This window comes from Streptococcus sp. 9903 (assembly GCF_013276625.1).
GTDB lineage: Bacteria > Bacillota > Bacilli > Lactobacillales > Streptococcaceae > Streptococcus.
This window is the reverse complement of record NZ_VMLI01000005.1, coordinates 13,026-32,719: the sequence shown is the minus strand read 5'-3', so window position 1 is coordinate 32,719 and position 19,694 is coordinate 13,026. Positions and strand designations below refer to the sequence as shown.

15 protein-coding genes are annotated in these 19,694 nt (G+C 41.4%); 13 read left to right on the top strand and 2 right to left on the bottom strand.

Going from position 1 to position 19,694, the window contains the following annotated elements; translation table 11 throughout:
- The first annotated feature begins 11 nt into the window (after positions 1–11).
- From HT696_RS02605 to HT696_RS02590, 4 genes are all read left to right on the top strand, one after another.
- Positions 12–467 (top strand): MarR family transcriptional regulator, encoded by a 456-nt coding sequence (locus HT696_RS02605; RefSeq protein ID WP_077804387.1) that lies wholly within the window; start codon positions 12–14, stop codon positions 465–467.
- A gap of 56 nt (positions 468–523) precedes the next feature.
- Positions 524–1,756, top strand: a complete 1,233-nt coding sequence (locus tag HT696_RS02600) for an acyl-CoA thioesterase/BAAT N-terminal domain-containing protein (RefSeq protein ID WP_173283294.1) — start codon at positions 524–526, stop codon at positions 1,754–1,756.
- A gap of 297 nt (positions 1,757–2,053) precedes the next feature.
- Positions 2,054–2,749: a GNAT family protein gene (locus HT696_RS02595; protein WP_077804385.1), complete on the top strand. Its 696-nt coding sequence runs from the start codon at positions 2,054–2,056 to the stop codon at positions 2,747–2,749.
- Between the two features lie 11 nt (positions 2,750–2,760).
- A complete protein-coding gene (locus tag HT696_RS02590) occupies positions 2,761–3,177 on the top strand; it encodes a GNAT family N-acetyltransferase (RefSeq protein WP_173283292.1) in 417 nt (138 codons plus the stop codon).
- A gap of 581 nt (positions 3,178–3,758) precedes the next feature.
- Here HT696_RS02590 and HT696_RS02585 read toward each other — a convergent pair.
- Positions 3,759–3,851, bottom strand: a complete 93-nt coding sequence (locus tag HT696_RS02585; protein WP_000969508.1) for a type I toxin-antitoxin system Fst family toxin — start codon at positions 3,849–3,851, stop codon at positions 3,759–3,761.
- Between the two features lie 133 nt (positions 3,852–3,984).
- On the opposite strand from HT696_RS02585, the gene ruvB reads away from it, so the two are divergent.
- From ruvB to HT696_RS02540, 9 genes are all read left to right on the top strand, one after another.
- A complete protein-coding gene (gene ruvB, locus HT696_RS02580; protein ID WP_084930181.1) occupies positions 3,985–4,983 on the top strand; it encodes a Holliday junction branch migration DNA helicase RuvB in 999 nt (332 codons plus the stop codon).
- Complete coding sequence (locus HT696_RS02575; RefSeq protein ID WP_173283290.1) at positions 4,964–5,536, top strand: nucleotidyltransferase family protein; 573 nt, start codon at positions 4,964–4,966, stop codon at positions 5,534–5,536. The genes ruvB and HT696_RS02575 overlap by 20 nt, the downstream gene beginning before the upstream one ends.
- 343 nt (positions 5,537–5,879) lie before the next feature.
- Positions 5,880–6,638: an isoprenyl transferase gene (locus tag HT696_RS02570; RefSeq protein ID WP_120769750.1), complete on the top strand. Its 759-nt coding sequence runs from the start codon at positions 5,880–5,882 to the stop codon at positions 6,636–6,638.
- An 8-nt stretch (positions 6,639–6,646) separates the two neighbouring features.
- On the top strand, positions 6,647–7,450 hold the full coding sequence (locus HT696_RS02565; RefSeq protein WP_173283288.1) for a phosphatidate cytidylyltransferase: 804 nt from the start codon (positions 6,647–6,649) through the stop codon (positions 7,448–7,450).
- A 21-nt stretch (positions 7,451–7,471) separates the two neighbouring features.
- Positions 7,472–8,731 carry an RIP metalloprotease RseP gene (gene rseP, locus HT696_RS02560; protein ID WP_173283286.1) on the top strand — a complete coding sequence of 420 codons (1,260 nt, stop codon included), beginning with the start codon at positions 7,472–7,474 and terminating at the stop codon, positions 8,729–8,731.
- Between the two features lie 12 nt (positions 8,732–8,743).
- A complete protein-coding gene (locus tag HT696_RS02555) occupies positions 8,744–10,597 on the top strand; it encodes a proline--tRNA ligase (RefSeq protein ID WP_173283284.1) in 1,854 nt (617 codons plus the stop codon).
- 98 nt (positions 10,598–10,695) lie between these two features.
- Entirely contained in the window at positions 10,696–12,075 is a 1,380-nt protein-coding gene (bglA, locus tag HT696_RS02550) for a 6-phospho-beta-glucosidase (RefSeq protein WP_173283282.1), read from the top strand.
- A gap of 190 nt (positions 12,076–12,265) precedes the next feature.
- Positions 12,266–14,074, top strand: coding sequence for a glutamine--fructose-6-phosphate transaminase (isomerizing) (gene glmS / locus HT696_RS02545; protein ID WP_173283280.1), 1,809 nt, complete (start codon positions 12,266–12,268; stop codon positions 14,072–14,074).
- 118 nt (positions 14,075–14,192) lie between these two features.
- Positions 14,193–15,242 carry an LLM class flavin-dependent oxidoreductase gene (locus HT696_RS02540; RefSeq protein WP_173283278.1) on the top strand — a complete coding sequence of 350 codons (1,050 nt, stop codon included), beginning with the start codon at positions 14,193–14,195 and terminating at the stop codon, positions 15,240–15,242.
- A 99-nt stretch (positions 15,243–15,341) separates the two neighbouring features.
- On the opposite strand, the gene HT696_RS02535 is transcribed toward HT696_RS02540, so the two are convergent.
- A complete protein-coding gene (locus HT696_RS02535; RefSeq protein WP_173283276.1) occupies positions 15,342–19,253 on the bottom strand; it encodes a pullulanase in 3,912 nt (1,303 codons plus the stop codon).
- Positions 19,254–19,694: the final 441 nt, after the last annotated feature.

Here is a 19,694-nt window from a genome sequence, read left to right as displayed (position 1 = left end):
GGGGAGAGATTATGGATAAAAAAGAATTTATTGCATTTAATAATCGTTTCAATAGATTTATTTTAGCGTTTGACCAGTTAAAAAAAAATCAACATAAAAGTGGTGTTGACAAATCCATTACGTTGAATGAGGTACATTTGATTGTTGTGATTGGGAAAAATCAGCCCTTAAATCTAGTAAAATTATCTGAATTATTAGAAATTTCAAGAAGTGCAATAACTCAAAGTGTTAGGAGATTGATTCAAAAAAATTTAGTTGTTTTTGATTTTGATCCGAATAATGGGAAAAATAAATATTTGAGATTATCTGAAAAAGGCATCGAAATTTTTAAAATCCATAAGGAGCAACAAGAATATATTGAAAAATCAATCTTTTCAGTTTTAAACAACTATAGCGAGGTGGAACTTAAAACAGTTGTGAAATTGATGGATGATATTGAAAAGGTGTGGGGAGAATTACCGTGGTAAAAGTCACGGTAAATTTCAAATATAATTGTTAAGCAGATTAACAAAAAGGAGAAGATATGACTGTAAACATAGAACTGATTTCACAAACAGATTTAGCGGATGAATCTTTTTATATTGCTATTAATGGTTTAGAACCAAGGGCAATGTATTGTGTAGAAATGTACCTGTCTGATTATTACTGTATAAATGCTCCTTTGCTTTTAGATCATGATGTTATATGGAAATCAACCGCAATTTTTTTATCTGATCAGGACGGTATGATTGATACCTCTCAGACAGCATCTATTTCGGGATCTTATAAAGGAGTTTCAGAAATGGGATTATTCTTTAATGCGAAACCGTTGAAGAACAGGAAAAGGAGATTACCGAGTTCTCTTGATAGAATTCCATTACGAGATTGTTTTGGTGTTGAAATTAAAATCAGGCTGGGGAAAGATATGGTCGCGGAGCAAAGTTTTGTAAGGCGTTATATGAATCTGGGAGTAAGATATCAAGATATCTATGACAAGCATTTTCAAGGTCGATTATTTTATGATGAAAAGTTAAGAAGGGCGCCAGCCGTGATTATTGTTAGCGGTAGTGAGGGAAGAATTGAAAAAGCTCAGAATATTGCCCAACTTTTATCTTCTAGAGGCTATATTTGTCTTGCAATAGCTTATTTTGGTTTAGAGGGATTACCCCAAAATTTAGAACGAATTCCAATAGAATGTCTGGAGGAAGCGAAAGATTTTCTATATCATCATCCTCAAGTTGATAATACAAAAATAGGAATATATGGTCGCTCTAAAGGAGCAGAGCTTGTTCTGGCTGGACAAAGTACTTTGGAAGATGTGCAATGTTTGGTACTCAATTCCCCCTCAAATGTAATATTTGAGGGAATAAAGGGAAAACTCAACTCTCATTCATCTTCTTGGACATATTTGCAAAAAGAACTTCCGTATCAAAAATTTCAGTTAGGAAATTATTTGTTAAACAAGTTTTTTGGAAAACACATTCCTGAAGATAGTAGGGCTCAGATTGATGTGAGTAAAATTTCCTCTCCTTTATTATTACTAGGAAGCGATGTTGATGAAATATGGAATGCATCATCCGCGATAGATGATATCATTTCACATTATAAAGGGGAATCCATTTTGTTTAAAAAATACCATGAAACAGGGCATATGTTGACGGTTGCTTATCAACCGAATCATCGTTATCGAAAAGATTGGCGCTTATTAATGAAAGAAAGTGTAGACTCTTGGCTTGTTACGATAAATTTTTTTGATACACATCTGAAGAATTTGTAGATAGTGCTGAACCGTACTATAATAGTCCCAACTAAGATAAAAACACAGTTCTGGTTGGTAGTCCAGTCTACAAAAGCAAACACTAAAACAAGAGAAATTTGAATACAAACAGTAAAAAATAGAGAGAAGCATAAGGGACATTAACTCACTCGTTCCCATATTTGATTATTCCTCCATAAAGTGGATGGATGATTTTTATAAGAGGAGTTTGCATTATTGAATAGAAAACCAAGTGTTTCCTAAAATTTTCATTGAGATATGTTATACTATATTCAATAAGTGAGTAAGGAGAAAGCTATGCCAGTAAACGAATATGGTCAGATGATTGGTGAGTCAATGGAAGGTTATACACCCGGTGCACTGCCTTCTATTGATTTCTTAGAAGGGTGTTATGCTCGAATAGAGGCTCTCTCGGTAGAAAAGCATGCGGAGGATTTATTAGCTGTTTATGGCCCTGATACGCCTCGGGAGATGTGGACCTACCTCTTTCAGGAACCAGTGGCAGACAGAGAGGAACTGGTTACTCTTTTAAATCAGATGTTGGCTCGTAAGGACCGTTTTTACTATGCAATCATAGACAAGGCGACTGGTAAGGCTTTGGGAACTTTTTCTCTCATGCGAATTGATCAGAATAATCGAGTCATAGAAGTGGGAGCTGTCACTTTTTCTCCAGAGCTCAGGGGGACACGGATAGGGACAGAAGCCCAGTATCTACTGGCTCGCTATGTCTTTGAAGTGCTTAACTATCGTCGCTATGAGTGGAAATGCGATGCTCTTAACCTGCCATCAAGACGAGCTGCGGAACGTTTGGGCTTTGTCTATGAAGGAACCTTCCGTCAGGCAGTCATTTATAAGGGGCGTACGAGAGATACGGATTGGTTGTCTATGATTGATAAGGACTGGCCACAAGTCAAAGCTCGTTTGGAAACGTGGTTGAGTCCTGAAAATTTTGATAAAAATGGACGACAGCACAAGAGCTTGAGAGAACTCTAAGAGGTGTTGAGATGATCACTATTAAAAAGCAAGAAATTGTCAAGCTAGAGGATGTTTTGCATCTCTATCAGGCTGTCGGTTGGACAAATTATACCCATCAACCAGAGATGCTGGAGCAGGCCTTGTCTCATTCATTAGCGATTTATGTGGCACTTGATGGCGATGCTGTGGTGGGCTTGATTCGTTTGGTTGGAGATGGATTCTCATCAGTATTGGTTCAGGATTTAATCGTTTTACCTATCTATCAGCGTCAAGGGATTGGTAGTCTCTTGATGAAAGAGGCTTTAGAGTATTACAAAGATGCCTATCAAGTCCAGCTGGTGACAGAAGAGACAGAAAAAAACGTAAGATTTTATCGTTCTATAGGTTTTGAAGTCTTATCCACCTATGATTGTATAGGAATGACTTGGACGAATCGAGAAAAATAACAAAACTTGTTTTTTCTTAAGCAAAGTTTAAGGATGGTCTAGTATCATATAGTCATTAAATAAAGACCTCCTAACTTTATTTAATGAAATCCTAAAACTTTTTTTCATCATAATCTCCTAATGAAGTCACCCAATCAGGTGACTTTTTTGTGGGGTGAGGTGATGGTAATAGAAATTTTTTTGAAAAGTGGTAGAATCTGCGAAAAGTTAAGCTAGTTTTAAGCTTCGTCATGTATCATATAGTTATTAAATAAAGACCTCCTAACTTTATTTAATAAAATCCTAAACTTTTCTTTTTCATCATAATCTCCCTTAACTCCACCCAATCAGGTGGAGTTTTTTGGCTCTATTTCAGGCTTTTGGGGACTATTTTAAACATCATTTTCCGATAACTTTTACTTAATCTTATAAACTTTATTGGACAGATTCTAAAGTTGGAGAAGCTGAATTGATGAAGATATAAACCTTTGACAAAATGTGTGAACTATGGGATAATAAAAAGTAATTAAGTATTGTGTCTATATCATAGGCTAGAAAAGACCCCAAGCTCACGTCCAAATAAGCTTGGGGTCTTTTTGACACTATTTGTCCTTGTTTAGCCATTTATCGACTATCCGAAGAACGACACCGACCACAATTGGTCCGATGATAGTTTTAAGTATTGTATCCATCATGGGCTATCTCACCTCCTTTCGTAGGCGGTGTAGCAGTGCCGAACAATATTATACCACATATGTGCTAAAGTCGGGAGTCACCCAATCGGGTGGCTTTTTTGTTTGTGGCTTGGTTTTTTGATATAATAGAGCCATGAGTAGAATTTTAGATAATGAGATAATGGGAGATGAGGAGTTAGTAGAACGCACGCTCCGTCCTCAGTATTTACGTGAATATATTGGGCAGGATAAAGTCAAGGACCAGCTTCAAATCTTTATCGAGGCTGCCAAAATGCGGGATGAAGCGCTGGATCATGTCCTCTTATTTGGGCCTCCAGGTTTGGGAAAAACGACTATGGCTTTTGTTATTGCCAACGAACTAGGTGTCAATCTCAAGCAGACTTCGGGTCCAGTCATTGAAAAAGCTGGTGATCTAGTAGCGATTTTGAATGACTTAGAGCCTGGGGATGTCCTTTTTATTGATGAGATTCATCGCTTGCCCATGTCGGTGGAGGAGGTGCTTTATAGTGCCATGGAGGACTTCTACATTGATATCATGATTGGGGCTGGTGAAGGTAGTCGCAGTGTTCATTTGGAGTTGCCACCTTTTACCTTGATTGGTGCGACGACTCGGGCTGGTATGCTCTCAAATCCGCTACGGGCACGTTTTGGAATTACAGGTCATATGGAGTATTATGCTCATGCTGATTTGACAGAAATTGTCGAGCGGACGGCAGATATTTTTGAGATGGAAATCACTCATGAGGCAGCGTCTGAGTTAGCCCTACGTAGCCGTGGGACCCCTCGTATTGCCAATCGTCTCCTCAAGCGCGTGCGCGATTTTGCCCAGATTATGGGGGATGGGGTTATCGATGATCTTATTACGGATAAGGCTTTGACTATGCTGGATGTTGACCATGAAGGTTTGGACTATGTGGACCAAAAAATTCTCCGGACCATGATTGAGATGTACGGTGGTGGCCCTGTCGGCTTAGGAACTCTTTCTGTTAATATTGCCGAGGAGCGCGAGACTGTCGAAGACATGTATGAGCCTTACTTGATTCAAAAAGGTTTTATCATGCGGACACGTTCTGGACGGGTGGCGACTGCTAAGGCATATGATCATTTGGGGTATGAGTACAATGAAAAATAAGCAAGAAATTCTAGAGGCTTTTAGAAAAAATTCAGATATGATGGCTATTCTGACTATCATCCGAGATCTTGGCTTAAAAGACTCGTGGTTGGCAGCGGGTTCTGTCAGAAATTTCATCTGGAATCTCTTGTCAGACAAATCCCCTTTTGACTGTGAAACAGATGTAGATGTGATTTTCTTTGATCCGGATATTTCTTATGAGGAGACCTTATTACTGGAGAAAAAGCTGAGAGCGGATTTTCCTCAGTACCAGTGGGAGTTGAAAAATCAGGTCTATATGCACCAGCACAGCCCTCATACTGCTCCCTATAGCAGCTCTTGTGATGCTATGAGTAAGTATCCAGAACGGTGTACGGCAGTTGGACTGCGCTTGAATGAAGAATTAGATTTTGAACTCTATGCACCTTATGGTTTGGAGGATATTTTGAATTTTCAAGTTCGTCCAACTCCTTATTTTTTAGAGAATCAAGACCGAATGGTTCTCTATCAAACACGATTATCCAAGAAAAATTGGCAGGAAAAATGGAAAAATTTGATTTTTAAAAATACTTAAGGAAACTTTAAGCTAGGAAGTGTATACTAAGTCCATAAGTTAAGAAGACCTTAACTTAAACTCCTAAAACTTTTTCATAATAATCTCCCTATAAGATAGAGTCGCCCAATCAGGCGACTTATTTTTTTGAAAAATGGGCTTTGTGCCTGAGAATAATACTCAATGAAAATCAAAGAGCAAACTAGGAAGATAACCGCAGGTTGCTCAAAACACTGTTTTGAGGTTGCAGATAGAGCTGACGTGGTTTGAAGAGATTTTCGAAGAGTATAAATAGCTTAGTGATAGAAGAAAATAGGGAAATATGGTATAATGAAACGATAGATTTTTGAATAGGAATAAGATCATGTTTGGATTTTTTAAGAAAGATAAGGCTGTGGAAGTAGAGGTTCCGACACAGGTTCCTGCTCATATCGGCATCATCATGGATGGCAATGGCCGTTGGGCTAAAAAACGTATGCAACCGCGAGTCTTCGGACACAAGGCGGGCATGGAAGCATTGCAAACTGTGACCAAGGCAGCCAACAAACTGGGGGTTAAGGTGATTACGGTCTATGCTTTTTCTACGGAAAATTGGACCCGTCCAGATCAGGAAGTCAAGTTTATCATGAACTTGCCAGTAGAGTTTTATGATAATTATGTCCCGGAATTGCATGCGAATAATGTTAAGATTCAAATGATTGGGGAAACGGACCGCCTGCCTAAGCAAACCTTTGAAGCTCTGACCAAGGCTGAGGAATTAACTAAGAACAACACAGGATTAATTCTTAATTTTGCCCTCAACTATGGTGGACGTGCTGAGATTACACAGGCTCTTAAGTTGATTTCTCAGGATGTTTTAGATGCCAAAATCAACCCAGGTGACATCACAGAGGAATTGATTGGCAACTATCTCTTCACCCAGCATTTGCCTAAGGATGTACGAGATCCAGACTTGATTATCCGTACTAGTGGAGAATTGCGTTTGAGCAATTTCCTTCCATGGCAGGGAGCCTATAGTGAGCTCTATTTTACGGATACCTTGTGGCCTGATTTTGACGAGGCGGCCTTGCAGGAAGCCATTCTTGCCTACAATCGTCGTCATCGCCGATTTGGAGGAGTTTAGGAGGAAATATGACACAGGATTTACAGAAAAGAACCTTGTTTGCGGGGATTGCCCTGGCTATTTTCCTACCAATTTTAATGATTGGGGGCCTCTTGCTTCAGATAGCAATTGGAATCATAGCCATGCTAGCCATGCATGAACTTTTGAAGATGAGAGGTTTAGAGACCATGACGATGGAGGGCCTCTTGACCCTCTTTGCAACCTTTGCCTTGACCATTCCCTTGGAGAATTACCTGACTTTTTTGCCAGTTGATGGGAATGTGGTTGCTTATAGTGTTTTGATTTCAATCATGTTAGGAACGACCGTTTTTAGCAAGTCTTATACGATTGAGGACGCTGTTTTCCCTCTTGCTATGAGTTTCTATGTTGGCTTTGGATTTAATGCCTTACTAGATGCTCGCGTTGCAGGTTTAGATAAGGCTCTATTGGCCTTGTGTATTGTTTGGGCGACAGACAGTGGTGCCTATCTTGTTGGTATGAACTATGGTAAACGAAAATTAGCTCCGACCGTTTCTCCAAACAAAACCTTTGAGGGTGCCTTGGGTGGTATTTTAGGTGCTATTTTAGTAACCATCATCTTTATGATGTTTGACAGTACAGTTGCTCTTCCGTATGGAATGTACAAGATGTCGGTCTTTGCTATTTTCTTTAGCATTGCTGGACAATTTGGTGATTTACTAGAAAGTTCGATTAAGCGTCACTTTGGTGTCAAGGATTCTGGGAAATTTATCCCTGGACATGGTGGTGTTTTGGATCGTTTCGATAGTATGTTGCTTGTATTTCCAATCATGCACTTGTTTGGACTCTTTTAATCAAAAGACGGAGGAAATACTATGCTCGGAATTTTAACCTTTATTCTGGTTTTTGGGATTATTGTAGTGGTGCACGAGTTCGGACACTTCTACTTTGCCAAGAAATCAGGAATTCTAGTGCGTGAATTTGCCATTGGAATGGGACCTAAAATCTTTGCTCACATTGGCAAGGATGGAACGGCCTATACCATTCGGATCTTGCCTTTGGGTGGCTACGTTCGTATGGCAGGTTGGGGTGATGATACAACTGAAATCAAGACAGGAACGCCTGTCAGTTTGACTCTTGCTGATGATGGTAAGGTTAAACGAATCAATCTCTCAGGTAAAAAATTGGATCAAACAGCTCTTCCTATGCAGGTGACCCAGTTTGACTTTGAAGACAAGCTCTTTATCAAAGGATTGGTTCTGGAAGAAGAAAAAACTTTTGCAGTGGATCACGATGCAACGGTTGTAGAAGCAGATGGAACTGAGGTTCGGATTGCACCTTTAGATGTTCAATATCAAAATGCGACTATCTGGGGGAAACTCATTACCAACTTTGCAGGCCCTATGAATAACTTTATCTTAGGTGTCGTTGTTTTCTGGATTTTAATCTTCATGCAGGGTGGTGTCAGAGATGTTGATACCAACCAGTTTCATATCATGCCCCAAGGGGCCTTGGCTAAGGTGGGAGTGCCAGAAACGGCACAAATTACCAAGATTGACTCACATGAGGTTAGCAACTGGGAAAGTTTGATTCAGGCTGTGGAAACAGAAACCAAAGATAAGACAGCCCCGACCTTGGATGTGACTATTTCTGAAAAGGGTAGTGACAAACAAGTTACGGTTACTCCGGAAGAAAGTCAAGGCCGTTACCTTCTAGGTGTTCAACCGGGAATTAAGTCAGATTTTCTATCCATGTTTGTAGGTGGTTTTACAACTGCAGCCGACTCGGCTCTCCGAATCCTATCAGCTCTGAAAAATCTGATTTTCCAACCGGATTTGAACAAGCTGGGTGGACCTGTTGCCATCTTTAAGGCAAGTAGTGATGCCGCTAAAAATGGAATTGAGAATGTCTTGTACTTCTTGGCAATGATTTCTATCAATATCGGGATTTTTAATCTTATTCCGATTCCAGCTCTGGATGGTGGTAAGATTGTGCTCAATATCCTGGAAGCCATTCGCCGCAAACCATTGAAACAAGAAATTGAAACCTATGTCACCTTGGCCGGAGTGGTCATCATGGTTGTCTTGATGATTGCTGTGACCTGGAATGACATCATGCGACTCTTTTTTAGATAATCGAGGAATATTATGAAACAAAGTAAAATGCCTATCCCAACGCTTCGCGAAATGCCAAGCGATGCTCAAGTTATTAGCCATGCTCTTATGTTGCGAGCTGGTTATGTTCGTCAAGTCTCAGCAGGTGTTTATTCTTATCTACCACTTGCCAACCGTGTGATTGAAAAAGCTAAAAACATCATGCGCCAAGAATTTGATAAGATTGGTGCAGTTGAGATGTTGGCTCCTGCCCTTCTTAGTGCAGAATTGTGGCGCGAATCAGGTCGTTACGAAACTTATGGTGAGGACCTTTATAAACTAAAAAACCGTGAAAAATCAGACTTTATCCTAGGTCCAACTCACGAAGAAACCTTTACAGCTATTGTCCGTGATTCTGTTAAGTCTTACAAGCAATTGCCACTTAATCTTTATCAAATCCAGCCTAAGTATCGTGATGAAAAACGCCCACGTAATGGACTTCTCCGTACACGTGAGTTTATCATGAAGGATGCTTACAGTTTCCACGCTAACTATGATAGCTTGGACAGTGTTTACGATGAGTACAAGGCTGCTTATGAGCGTATTTTTACTCGTAGTGGTTTAGATTTCAAGGCTATCATCGGTGACGGTGGAGCCATGGGTGGTAAGGACAGCCAAGAATTTATGGCCATTACACCTGCCCGTACAGACCTTGACCGCTGGGTTGTCTTGGACAAGTCAGTTGCCTCATTTGATGAGATTCCTGCAGAGGTGCAAGAAGAAATCAAGGCAGAATTGCTCAAATGGATGGTTTCTGGTGAAGATACCATTGCTTACTCAAGTGAATCTAGCTATGCGGCTAACTTGGAAATGGCAACAAACGAGTACAAACCAAGCAACCGTGTTGTCGCTGAAGAAGAAGTGACTCGTGTTGCAACACCAGATGTTAAATCAATTGATGAAGTTGCAGCCTTCCTCAATGTTCCAGAAGAACAAACGATCAAAACCCTCTTCTACATGGCAGATGGTGAACTTGTTGCGGCCCTTCTAGTTGGAAATGACCAACTCAACGAAGTTAAGTTGAAAAACCATTTGGGAGCAGATTTCTTTGACGTTGCTAGTGAAGAAGAAGTGGCGAATCTTGTTCAAGCAGGGTTCGGTTCACTTGGACCAGTTGGTTTGCCAGAGAATATTAAAATCATCGCAGACCGTAAGGTGCAAGATGTTCGCAATGCAGTGGTCGGTGCTAACGAAGATGGCTACCACTTGACTGGTGTGAATCCAGGTCGTGATTTTACTGCAGAATATGTGGATATCCGTGAAGTTCGTGAGGGTGAAATTTCTCCAGACGGACAAGGTGTCCTTAACTTTGCGCGTGGTATCGAAATTGGTCACATCTTTAAACTCGGCACTCGCTATTCAGCAAGCATGGGAGCAGATGTTTTGGATGAAAATGGTCGCGCTGTGCCAATCATCATGGGATGTTACGGTATCGGTGTTAGCCGTCTCCTTTCAGCAGTGATGGAGCAACACGCTCGCCTCTTTGTTAACAAAACGCCAAAAGGTGAATACCGTTACGCTTGGGGAATCAACTTCCCTAAAGAATTGGCGCCATTTGATGTTCACTTGATCACTGTCAATGTCAAGGACGAAGAAGCGCAAGTCTTGACAGAAAAACTTGAAGCAAGCTTGATGGGAGCAGGTTACGAAGTCTTGACGGATGACCGTAACGAACGTGTCGGAGTCAAATTCAGTGATAGCGACTTGATTGGATTGCCGATCCGTATTACTGTTGGTAAAAAAGCGGCCGATGGCATCGTAGAAGTGAAGATTAAAGCGACTGGTGACACCATCGAAGTTCATGCAGATAACTTACTTGAAACGCTTGAAATTCTCAGCAAGAAATAAAAACTATAATCAGAAGAAAAACAAGGAAAAAATGTAACTAGTTTTTACCTTGTTTTTTCTGTATAATGGGAAAAATGAGTAGATAAAGAGGTAAATGTATGCTAAGATTTCCAAAGGATTTTGTCTGGGGATCCTCTACTTCTGGACCACAAACAGAAGGACGTGTAGCTGGTGACGGTAAGGGAGATAATCTCTGGGATTATTGGTACCAAGTGGAGCCAAATCGTTACTATAATGGGATTGGTCCAGATAAGACATCGACCTTTTATGAGAATTGGGAGCAGGATATTGAGCTTTTGTTAGAGACTGGTCACACTGCCTTTCGAACTTCTATTCAGTGGTCACGGATTTTTCCACAAGGGCGTGGAAAATTCAATCCTCAAGGTGTAGACTTTTACCGTAAGGTTTTTGAGGCTATTAAGGCCAAAGGGATTCGTCTTTTAGTCAATCTTTATCATTTTGATTTGCCTTTTGCCCTTCAAGAAGATGGTGATGGTTGGGAAAATAAGGCGACTGTCTCAGCCTATGAAGACTATGCTCGTTTTTGTTTTGAGACTTATGGAGATTTAGTGGATCAATGGATTACCTTTAACGAGCCCATCGTTCCTGTAGAGTTTGGCTATTTTTACGATGCCCATTATCCACATAAGGTGGATGCAGAGGCAGCCGTTAAAGTAGCTTATCATACACAATTGGCTAGCAGTCGGGCGGTTAAGGCTTGTCATGAACTTTTGCCAGACTCCAAGATTGGGATTGTCCTCAACTTGACACCGGCTTATCCACGTAGCCAGCATCCTGCTGATGTTAAGGCTGCTCGTATTGCGGACCTTTTTCAGGCCCAATCTTTCTTAGATCCGTCCGTTTTGGGTACTTATCCACAGGAGTTAGTAGAAATCTTGCATGAACACGGTCTCTTGCCTGATGCTACAGAGGAGGAGTTGGAGCTCATTCGTGACAATACGGTGGACTTCCTTGGTGTCAACTACTATCAACCTTTGCGTGTTATGGCTCCTCGATTTGCTAAGCATCCAGAGAGTCCACTCTTACCAGAACATTTTTACGAACCTTATGTTATGCCTGGACGTAAAATCAATCCTCATCGTGGCTGGGAGATTTATGAGCAAGGGATTTATGACATTGCCCAAAATATCAAGGAAAATTATGGTAATATCGAGTGGATGTTGACAGAGAATGGTATGGGTGTTGAAGGAGAGGAAAAATTCCGTCAAGATGGGATGATTCAAGATGATTATCGTATTGACTTTGTAAAAGGTCATCTTCGTGAACTGCACCGTGCCATTGAAGACGGAGCCAACTGTAAAGGATACTTAATCTGGACCTTTATCGATTGCTGGTCATGGCTCAATAGCTATAAAAATCGCTATGGTTTGGTCGAATTAGACTTGGAAACGCAAGAACGCCGTCTGAAGAAATCAGGGCACTGGTTCAAGGAACTAAGCGATAATAATGGATTTTAAAAAGGACTCTGACTGATTATCCTAATTGGTCAGAGTTTTTTGTTTACAAGAAGTTGATATGAACTATACCAATTTTTACTCTTGACAAGTGAAAGAAACAAGTATATACTGTTTTTGCTGATTCTATAAAAGAGGAATTAGACTATACCAATTTAAGGAGAAAGCACAGCTGGTCTGTGTCGTATATACTATGTGTGGAATTGTTGGTGTTGTTGGAAACACAAATGCAACTGATATTTTGATTCAAGGGCTGGAAAAGCTCGAATACCGTGGCTATGATTCTGCGGGGATTTTTGTCCTAGGTGGTGCTGAAAACCATCTGGTTAAGGCGGTTGGCCGTATTGCAGAATTGTCTGCTAAGACAGCTGGTGTTGAGGGAACAACTGGTATCGGACATACTCGTTGGGCAACTCACGGGAAACCAACTGAGGACAATGCTCACCCACACCGCTCTGAGACAGAACGTTTTGTCTTGGTTCACAATGGGGTCATTGAGAACTATCTTGAAATCAAGGAAGAATACCTTGCAGGACACCACTTCAAGGGGCAAACAGATACGGAAATCGCAGTTCACTTGATTGGAAAATTTGCGGAAGAAGAAGGCCTCTCAGTTCTTGAAGCCTTCAAAAAAGCTCTTCACATCATCCGTGGTTCTTATGCTTTTGCCTTGGTTGACTCACAAGACTCTGAAGTCATTTACGTGGCTAAGAACAAATCTCCACTTTTGATTGGTCTTGGGGAAGGCTATAACATGGTTTGCTCAGATGCTATGGCTATGATTCGTGAGACCAACCAATACATGGAAATTCATGACCAAGAGTTGGTAATCGTCAAGGCTGATAGTGTGGAAGTTCAAGACTATGATGGCAACAGTCGTGAACGTGCTAGCTATACTGCGGAACTTGACTTGTCTGATATCGGTAAGGGAACTTACCCTTACTATATGCTTAAGGAAATCGATGAGCAACCAACGGTTATGCGTAAACTCATCCAAGCCTACACAGATGAGGCTGGTCAAGTTGTCGTAGACCCAGCTATCATCCAGGCTGTTCAAGACGCAGACCGTATCTACATCCTTGCAGCTGGGACATCTTACCACGCAGGATTTGCTTCTAAGAAAATGTTGGAAGAATTGACAGATACACCAGTTGAACTTGGAATCTCATCTGAGTGGGGCTATGGTATGCCACTTCTCAGCAAGAAACCGCTCTTCATCTTTATCAGTCAGTCTGGTGAAACAGCGGATAGCCGTCAGGTTTTGGTTAAGGCTAATGAAATGGGAATCCCAAGCTTGACAGTGACAAACGTACCAGGCTCAACTCTTTCTCGTGAAGCTAACCATACCATGCTTCTTCATGCAGGTCCTGAAATTGCCGTGGCATCGACCAAGGCCTATACAGCGCAAATTGCAGCTCTTGCCTTCCTTGCAAAAGCAGTCGGAGAAGCAAATGGCAATACCAAAGCGCAAGCCTTTGATTTAGTTCATGAGTTGTCAATCGTAGCTCAGTCTATCGAATCAACTCTTTCAGAGAAAGAAACCATTGAAGCCAAGGTTCGTGATCTTCTTGAAACAACTCGTAACGCCTTTTACATCGGACGTGGTCAAGATTACTATGTAGCCATGGAAGCAAGTCTCAAACTTAAAGAGATTTCTTATATCCAGTGTGAAGGCTTTGCGGCAGGAGAACTTAAGCATGGAACTATTGCCTTGATTGAAGAAGGAACGCCAGTTTTGGCCCTCTTGTCAGATCCAGTCCTTGCCAACCACACTCGTGGAAATATCCAAGAAGTGGCAGCCCGTGGTGCCAAAGTCCTCACTATCGCAGAAGAAAATGTTGCTAAAGAGACAGACGATATCGTCCTTACGACCGTACATCCTTACCTCTCACCAATTTCGATGGTCGTGCCAACGCAATTAGTCGCTTACTTTGCAACCCTACACCGTGGGCTTGATGTGGATAAACCACGTAACCTTGCCAAGTCAGTAACGGTAGAATAAGCTAAAAAAGTCTAGTTATCTAGGCTTTTTCTAATGAGCAAATGGGTTGCTTGTACTCAAGTTTCGTGTTAGAATAATTTTTCAAAATGAAGGACAGAAATAGACAGGGAGAATCGCAATGGTAGAATTGGGAATTTCAACATTTGGGGAAACAACGGAGCTTGAAGGGACTGGACAGACTTATAGTCATGCCGAACGTATTCGCCAGTTGGTGGCGGAGATTGAGCTGGCTGACAAGGTTGGTTTGGATGTGTATGGGGTTGGGGAGCACCATCGAGAAGATTTTGCAGTATCAGCCCCAGAGATTGTTCTGGCCGCTGGGGCAGTTAATACCAAGAAAATCCGTTTGACCAGTGCAGTCAGCATTCTCTCAAGTATGGATCCTATTCGGTTGTTCCAACAGTATGCCACTATCGATGCCTTGTCTAATGGACGTGCAGAGATTATGGCTGGAAGGGGTTCTTTCACGGAATCTTTTCCCTTGTTTGGATATGATTTGAAAGACTACGAAGCCCTTTTTGATGAGAAATTAGACTTGCTTCAATTAGTCAATGAGAAGACAAAACTAGATTGGCAAGGTCGCTTGACCCAAACAATCTCTGGCAAAGAAGTTTATCCTCGTCCAGTTCAGGACAAATTACCCTTGTGGATAGCGACAGGTGGTCATGTCGAATCAACAGTGAAGATTGCTCAGGCAGGCCTACCGATTGTTTATGCCATTATTGGTGGCAATCCGCGTTATTTTAAAAAGTTGATTCAGGCTTATCGTGAGATTGGGAGCGAAGCGGGTCATGCCAGTCATGAACTAAAGGTTGGAGCCCATTCTTGGGGCTGGATTGCTGAAGATGGCGAGCAGGCGGTGAAAGATTATTTCCATCCAACCAAGCAAGTGGTGGATGCTATTTCCAAAGACCGTCCGCATTGGCAGGAGTTGCGTTATGAGCAATATTTGGAGCAAGTTGGGCCAAATGGTGCTATGTTTGTGGGTAATCCAGATCAGGTGGCAGAAAAATTGATTCGCATGATAGAGGATTTAGGTTTGGACCGTTTCATGCTCCATCTACCGCTTGGTTCTATGCCTCATGAACAAGTTCTAAGAGCTATTGAACTCTTCGGAACACAAGTAGCACCCAAAGTTCGGGCTTACTTTGCCATGAAAGAGGTTTAATAAAAAATACTAATCAAATGTATTATAACCACAAATATTGTACAAAAAATAATCCCCCTAGACTTAATGCTTGGGGGATTGTTCTATAGGAGGGCTAGTTTAGTTCTCTTTTTTGTTTTTTAGCAAGAACCCGAGACCTAGAAGGGCAAGGAGGCTGATTCCTGCCAACAGGAGTTTGTGATCGTTTTTGGTTCCTGTATTTGGAAGTTCAGCTTGTTTAGCTGGGGTTGCAGGTATATTTTCCTTGCTAGAGTTTTCTACAGCTCCGTTTTGAATAGCTTCACTTACAGATGATGGTTGTGCTTCTTGTGCTGGTTGTGAAACTTGTGTAGTTTGTGAATCAGTTGGAGCTTGGCTAGGTTTATCTTCTGTATCAGCTACTTTCGCATCTGGTTTTGCAGAATCAGATTTAGCTTGTGGATCTGGAGCTGGATCTGGATTTTGATGTTCAGGTTTGTTTGATAGGTTTGGAATATTGCTTGTACTGTGCTCTTGACCTTGACCTTGTTCTTGTCTAGAATTCGGAAGGTCAGATTTTGGTTTATCTTCCATAGCTGGACGGCTTTGAGAGACTCGAAGAACAGTAGCTGTAAGGGCATTCAATTTCAAGCCTTTTTCAGTCCATTCAAGTCCTTTCGGGTTGGCAATTCCAACTGGTCCTGCTTGGTTTTCATCTGCTAAAACTTCAGCATTTCTTAGATGTGCAAAGGCAGTTCCCAAATTAAATTCGCGAGCTTTTTCGTCCGCATTGACAAAGACTGCGTAGATATCTCCATTTGGAGCAGTGATTTGGTAACCAATCACTACGTCCTCTTTTGCCACGCCATTTTGGCCTGGGACAGTGATGAGACGAACACGGTCTTTGATATCTTTAAGACTCTTGAGTCGGAAGGCATCTGTAGATTGACGAAGGGCAATCAACCCTTTCATATAGTCACGACTCTTGACATTTTCAGGATATGCTTTTCTATCTGTAGCTTTAGTCCAGTCAAATTTGTTGACAGCATCGCTAGAATCGTAAGAGTCATGGATGAAGTAAGGATAGTCAAATGGATTGCCGTCCTTATCACGCAATAAGTGAGATTTGTTTGGAACTTTGTCCTCTGCTACTGGAGTCTTGTAGGCTGGGTCACGGAATTGTTTGGTGCGACCATATTCCTGACCAGAGTGGATAAATGGAGTTCCTTGAGCTGTTAAGACCATGAGATTTCCAAGTCGCAAACGACGGTGGATTTCAGCATAGTTCTCGGCCTTGCTTGGGTCTTTTTTAATAGACTGAGCGATGATGTCAAAGAGGGTCAAGTTATCATGGGCTGCGATGTATTGGATGACATCTCCAGGGCTGTCTGCTTCAAAGTTGGTTGGTTGAGCAATCAGATTTTTGAAGATAGTGTTGATATCACGTTTGCCACCTGTGATAAAAGCAGGTTGACCTTCATTTGGATAACCAGATTTGAGGTTGTTACGGATGTCGTCTGAGAAGACAGCGACAGTATCGGTATGTTTCATCCAATCTTGGTCAGCAGCTTTAGTAGGCATATTTTCATCACCAGCATAGGTTCTCCAACCTTCACCTAGCATGATGAGATTTGGATTGAGGGCGCGTGCAGCCTTGTAGGCTTCTTCGATAGAAGCGGCATCATGGTCTCCCATCATATCGAAACGGAAGCCATCCACTTTGTAGGTATCAACTAGATATTTGATAGAGTCAACTAGGAGGCGTTTGGTCATATGGTGAGTTGTCCCCAAACGTCCACCACCAAAGCTAGTTCGAGGTGTTCCGTCAGCATCCATAAAGTGGTAGTAGTTTGGCTCTAGGTCTTCAAAAATATCGACTTTGGCTGTATGGTTATACACTACGTCCAGGATGGCTCCCATGCCACGTTTGTGGATTTCGTTGATGAGGTTTTTGAATTCTGCGATTCGTTTTTCTGGATTCTTAGGATCGCTTGAGTACATACCAGTCAATGAGAAGTAGTTTTGAGGGTCATATCCCCAGTTGTAGTTGCTGTTGCTTGAAGCATAGTCAGATAAGCGTTCGTGGTTCTTCAACTCATTGACAAAGTAGTAAGACAAGACTGGAAGGAGCTGGATGTGGGTTACACCCAAGTTTTTGAGGTAGTCTAGTTTTTCGATAAAGGCTTCAAAAGTACCAAATGGCTTAGTCAAATCTTTTGCGATGGCAGGATCTGAAGTGAAGTCACGCACATGAGCTTCGTAGATAACGGCATCTTCACGAGTCTTGAAGTTGTGAATCTTACCATAAGTTAAGTCTTGCGGTCCTAGTTTGGCTGGATCTACAAAGGCAGCTTTAGCCACTTTATGGGAAGCGTCTGTTTTTGCAAGATCGCTGTTCCAAGCAGCGAGAGATTTAGCGTAAGGATCGAGTGCAAGAACAGTTTTCCCTTGACGCTCGATTTGGTATTGATAATAGTATCCAGTGAAATCCGTGATTCCTAATTTGTTTGTGCTATCTAGAGTTTGTTTCCAAGTTCCTCTTTCCCCTTTTTCAAGAGCGACAGTTCCAACTACTTTGTCAGGGTCATTCTTGTCGTAGACAACGACAGAAACCTTATCAGCACTTGGTGACCAAAGGGTCAAATCAACTTGTTTTCCTTCTTCTTTTAGGTCAGCTCCCAGTTTGCCATCATAACTGTAAGTCTCATCTTTCAGACGCCAGCTTGTTTTGGTAGTGAAGTGGTCGGAATTGTAGCTAACAGTATAGGGATGTTTTGTGTCAGAGAAATCTCCGCTGTAGGTCACTTTCTTACCAGCTTCATCGATTGTAACATCGGTGATAGCTACCTTGTTTCCTAGGTGATTAGTGATGTTGGAGTGCTTGAGGATATCCTCTTTTTTAGCACCGACAAGTGTTGAAAAACTACTTTCAATGCTAGAAGTGCCTACGTGTTGGGCTCCTGTCATACGGATATCATGGACATAGTATGGATTTGTGTAAATCGATTCGTCATCGTCTTTTAGGAAAATTTGGCTATGATTTTTCAAATCTGTGAACTTATAATCTTCTTTACGGATTTTCACGTCGTCTCCTTGTTTCTTTCTGTCTAGTAATAAAAATCCAAGATCTTTAGCTGCATCTTTGAGTGGAATATCGATATAGCGACCATATTTGCCAGTAGCCGTAAAGTCTGTTCCGTTAGGCCATTCACCACTACTTGGCTCTTTCACATCTCCCCAGTACCAGAGAGATTTCTTGTCATAGTTGCCATCTGTGCGGTAGTAGTTGACGCGAACAGTTCCTGCAGGTTGTGGTTCGTAAGAGAAAACCTTGTAATCTTGGTCTAACCAAGCCTCGTTCATTTGTGGAACTAGTTTTTCTACAGATTTATCGCCGGTTAGATTTTTTCCAGCTGTATTATTGATGAGGAAGCTAATTTTCTTGGCTTGTTCTCCCTTTAATTTGACATCTAGGTAATAGCCGTAGTCATCTTTTTTGGCATCCTTAAAGGACAAGGCTCCGTTAGGCCAGTTTTCAGATGGTTTTTCAACATCGTCCCAAGTCCATAGTCCTTGAGCATCCTTGTTTTCTTCAGGAAGTTTTTTGACATGGATACGGAAGTAGTTGTCTTCGATGGGTTCTTCTGCCTTAGTTTCAGTTGCTACTGGACTAGTAGAAGTAGTTGGCTCACTTGAACGATCTTGTCCGGTTTGCGGTGCTGAATCGGCTGGGCTTGCAACAGGAGTAGTTGGCTCTGTTACAGGTTTTTCTTCTTTTTTCTCTAGGGAAGCGTTTGCATTTTCGGGTGAAGAAATATCACTTTCCTTCTTACCAGAGCCAGCTGCTGTATCAGTAAGAGGTTGGGCAAGGATGGTTGTATTTCCGTTGCTGGGTTCGTTAGTGGTTGTTGTACTTTCGTCGGCTGAGATAGTTGGTGTGGCCATGGCAAGTAGGACAAGGCTTGCGCCGATAAGGACAGAACCAGTTCCATTTTTGAGGGAACGGATGCTGTAGACCATTTTTTTCTCAGTTTGAGCTGGTGTTTTTCTCATAATGATTCTCCAATCAATAAATTTTTATACCAGTATAGCATGCAGTAGGAAATAGTGCAAGCGTTTTCTTTGATTTGTAAAAGAAATTCTTACTTTTGAGAAGTTTTCCGTACTATTTTATATATCAGTATAAATGATGGAGATAATACTCAATGAAAATCAAAGAGCAAACTAGGAAACTAGCCGCAGGCTGTACTTGAGTACGGCAAGGCGACGTTGACGTGGTTTGAAGAGATTTTCGAAGAGTATAAAAATGTCACATAAGACAAGACGTATTATTAGGAAGAGGATGTGTTCTCAGCTATTTTTATTCAGAAATTGCTCTCTAATATTTCTTTAAAAAGTTCATCTAGCGAAACTATAAATAGGAAGAGAAAAAGCTAGCGCTTCTCAAGTTTTATCTAGTTTCCAAACTATAGTATTTACTGGAAATCTAAAGAA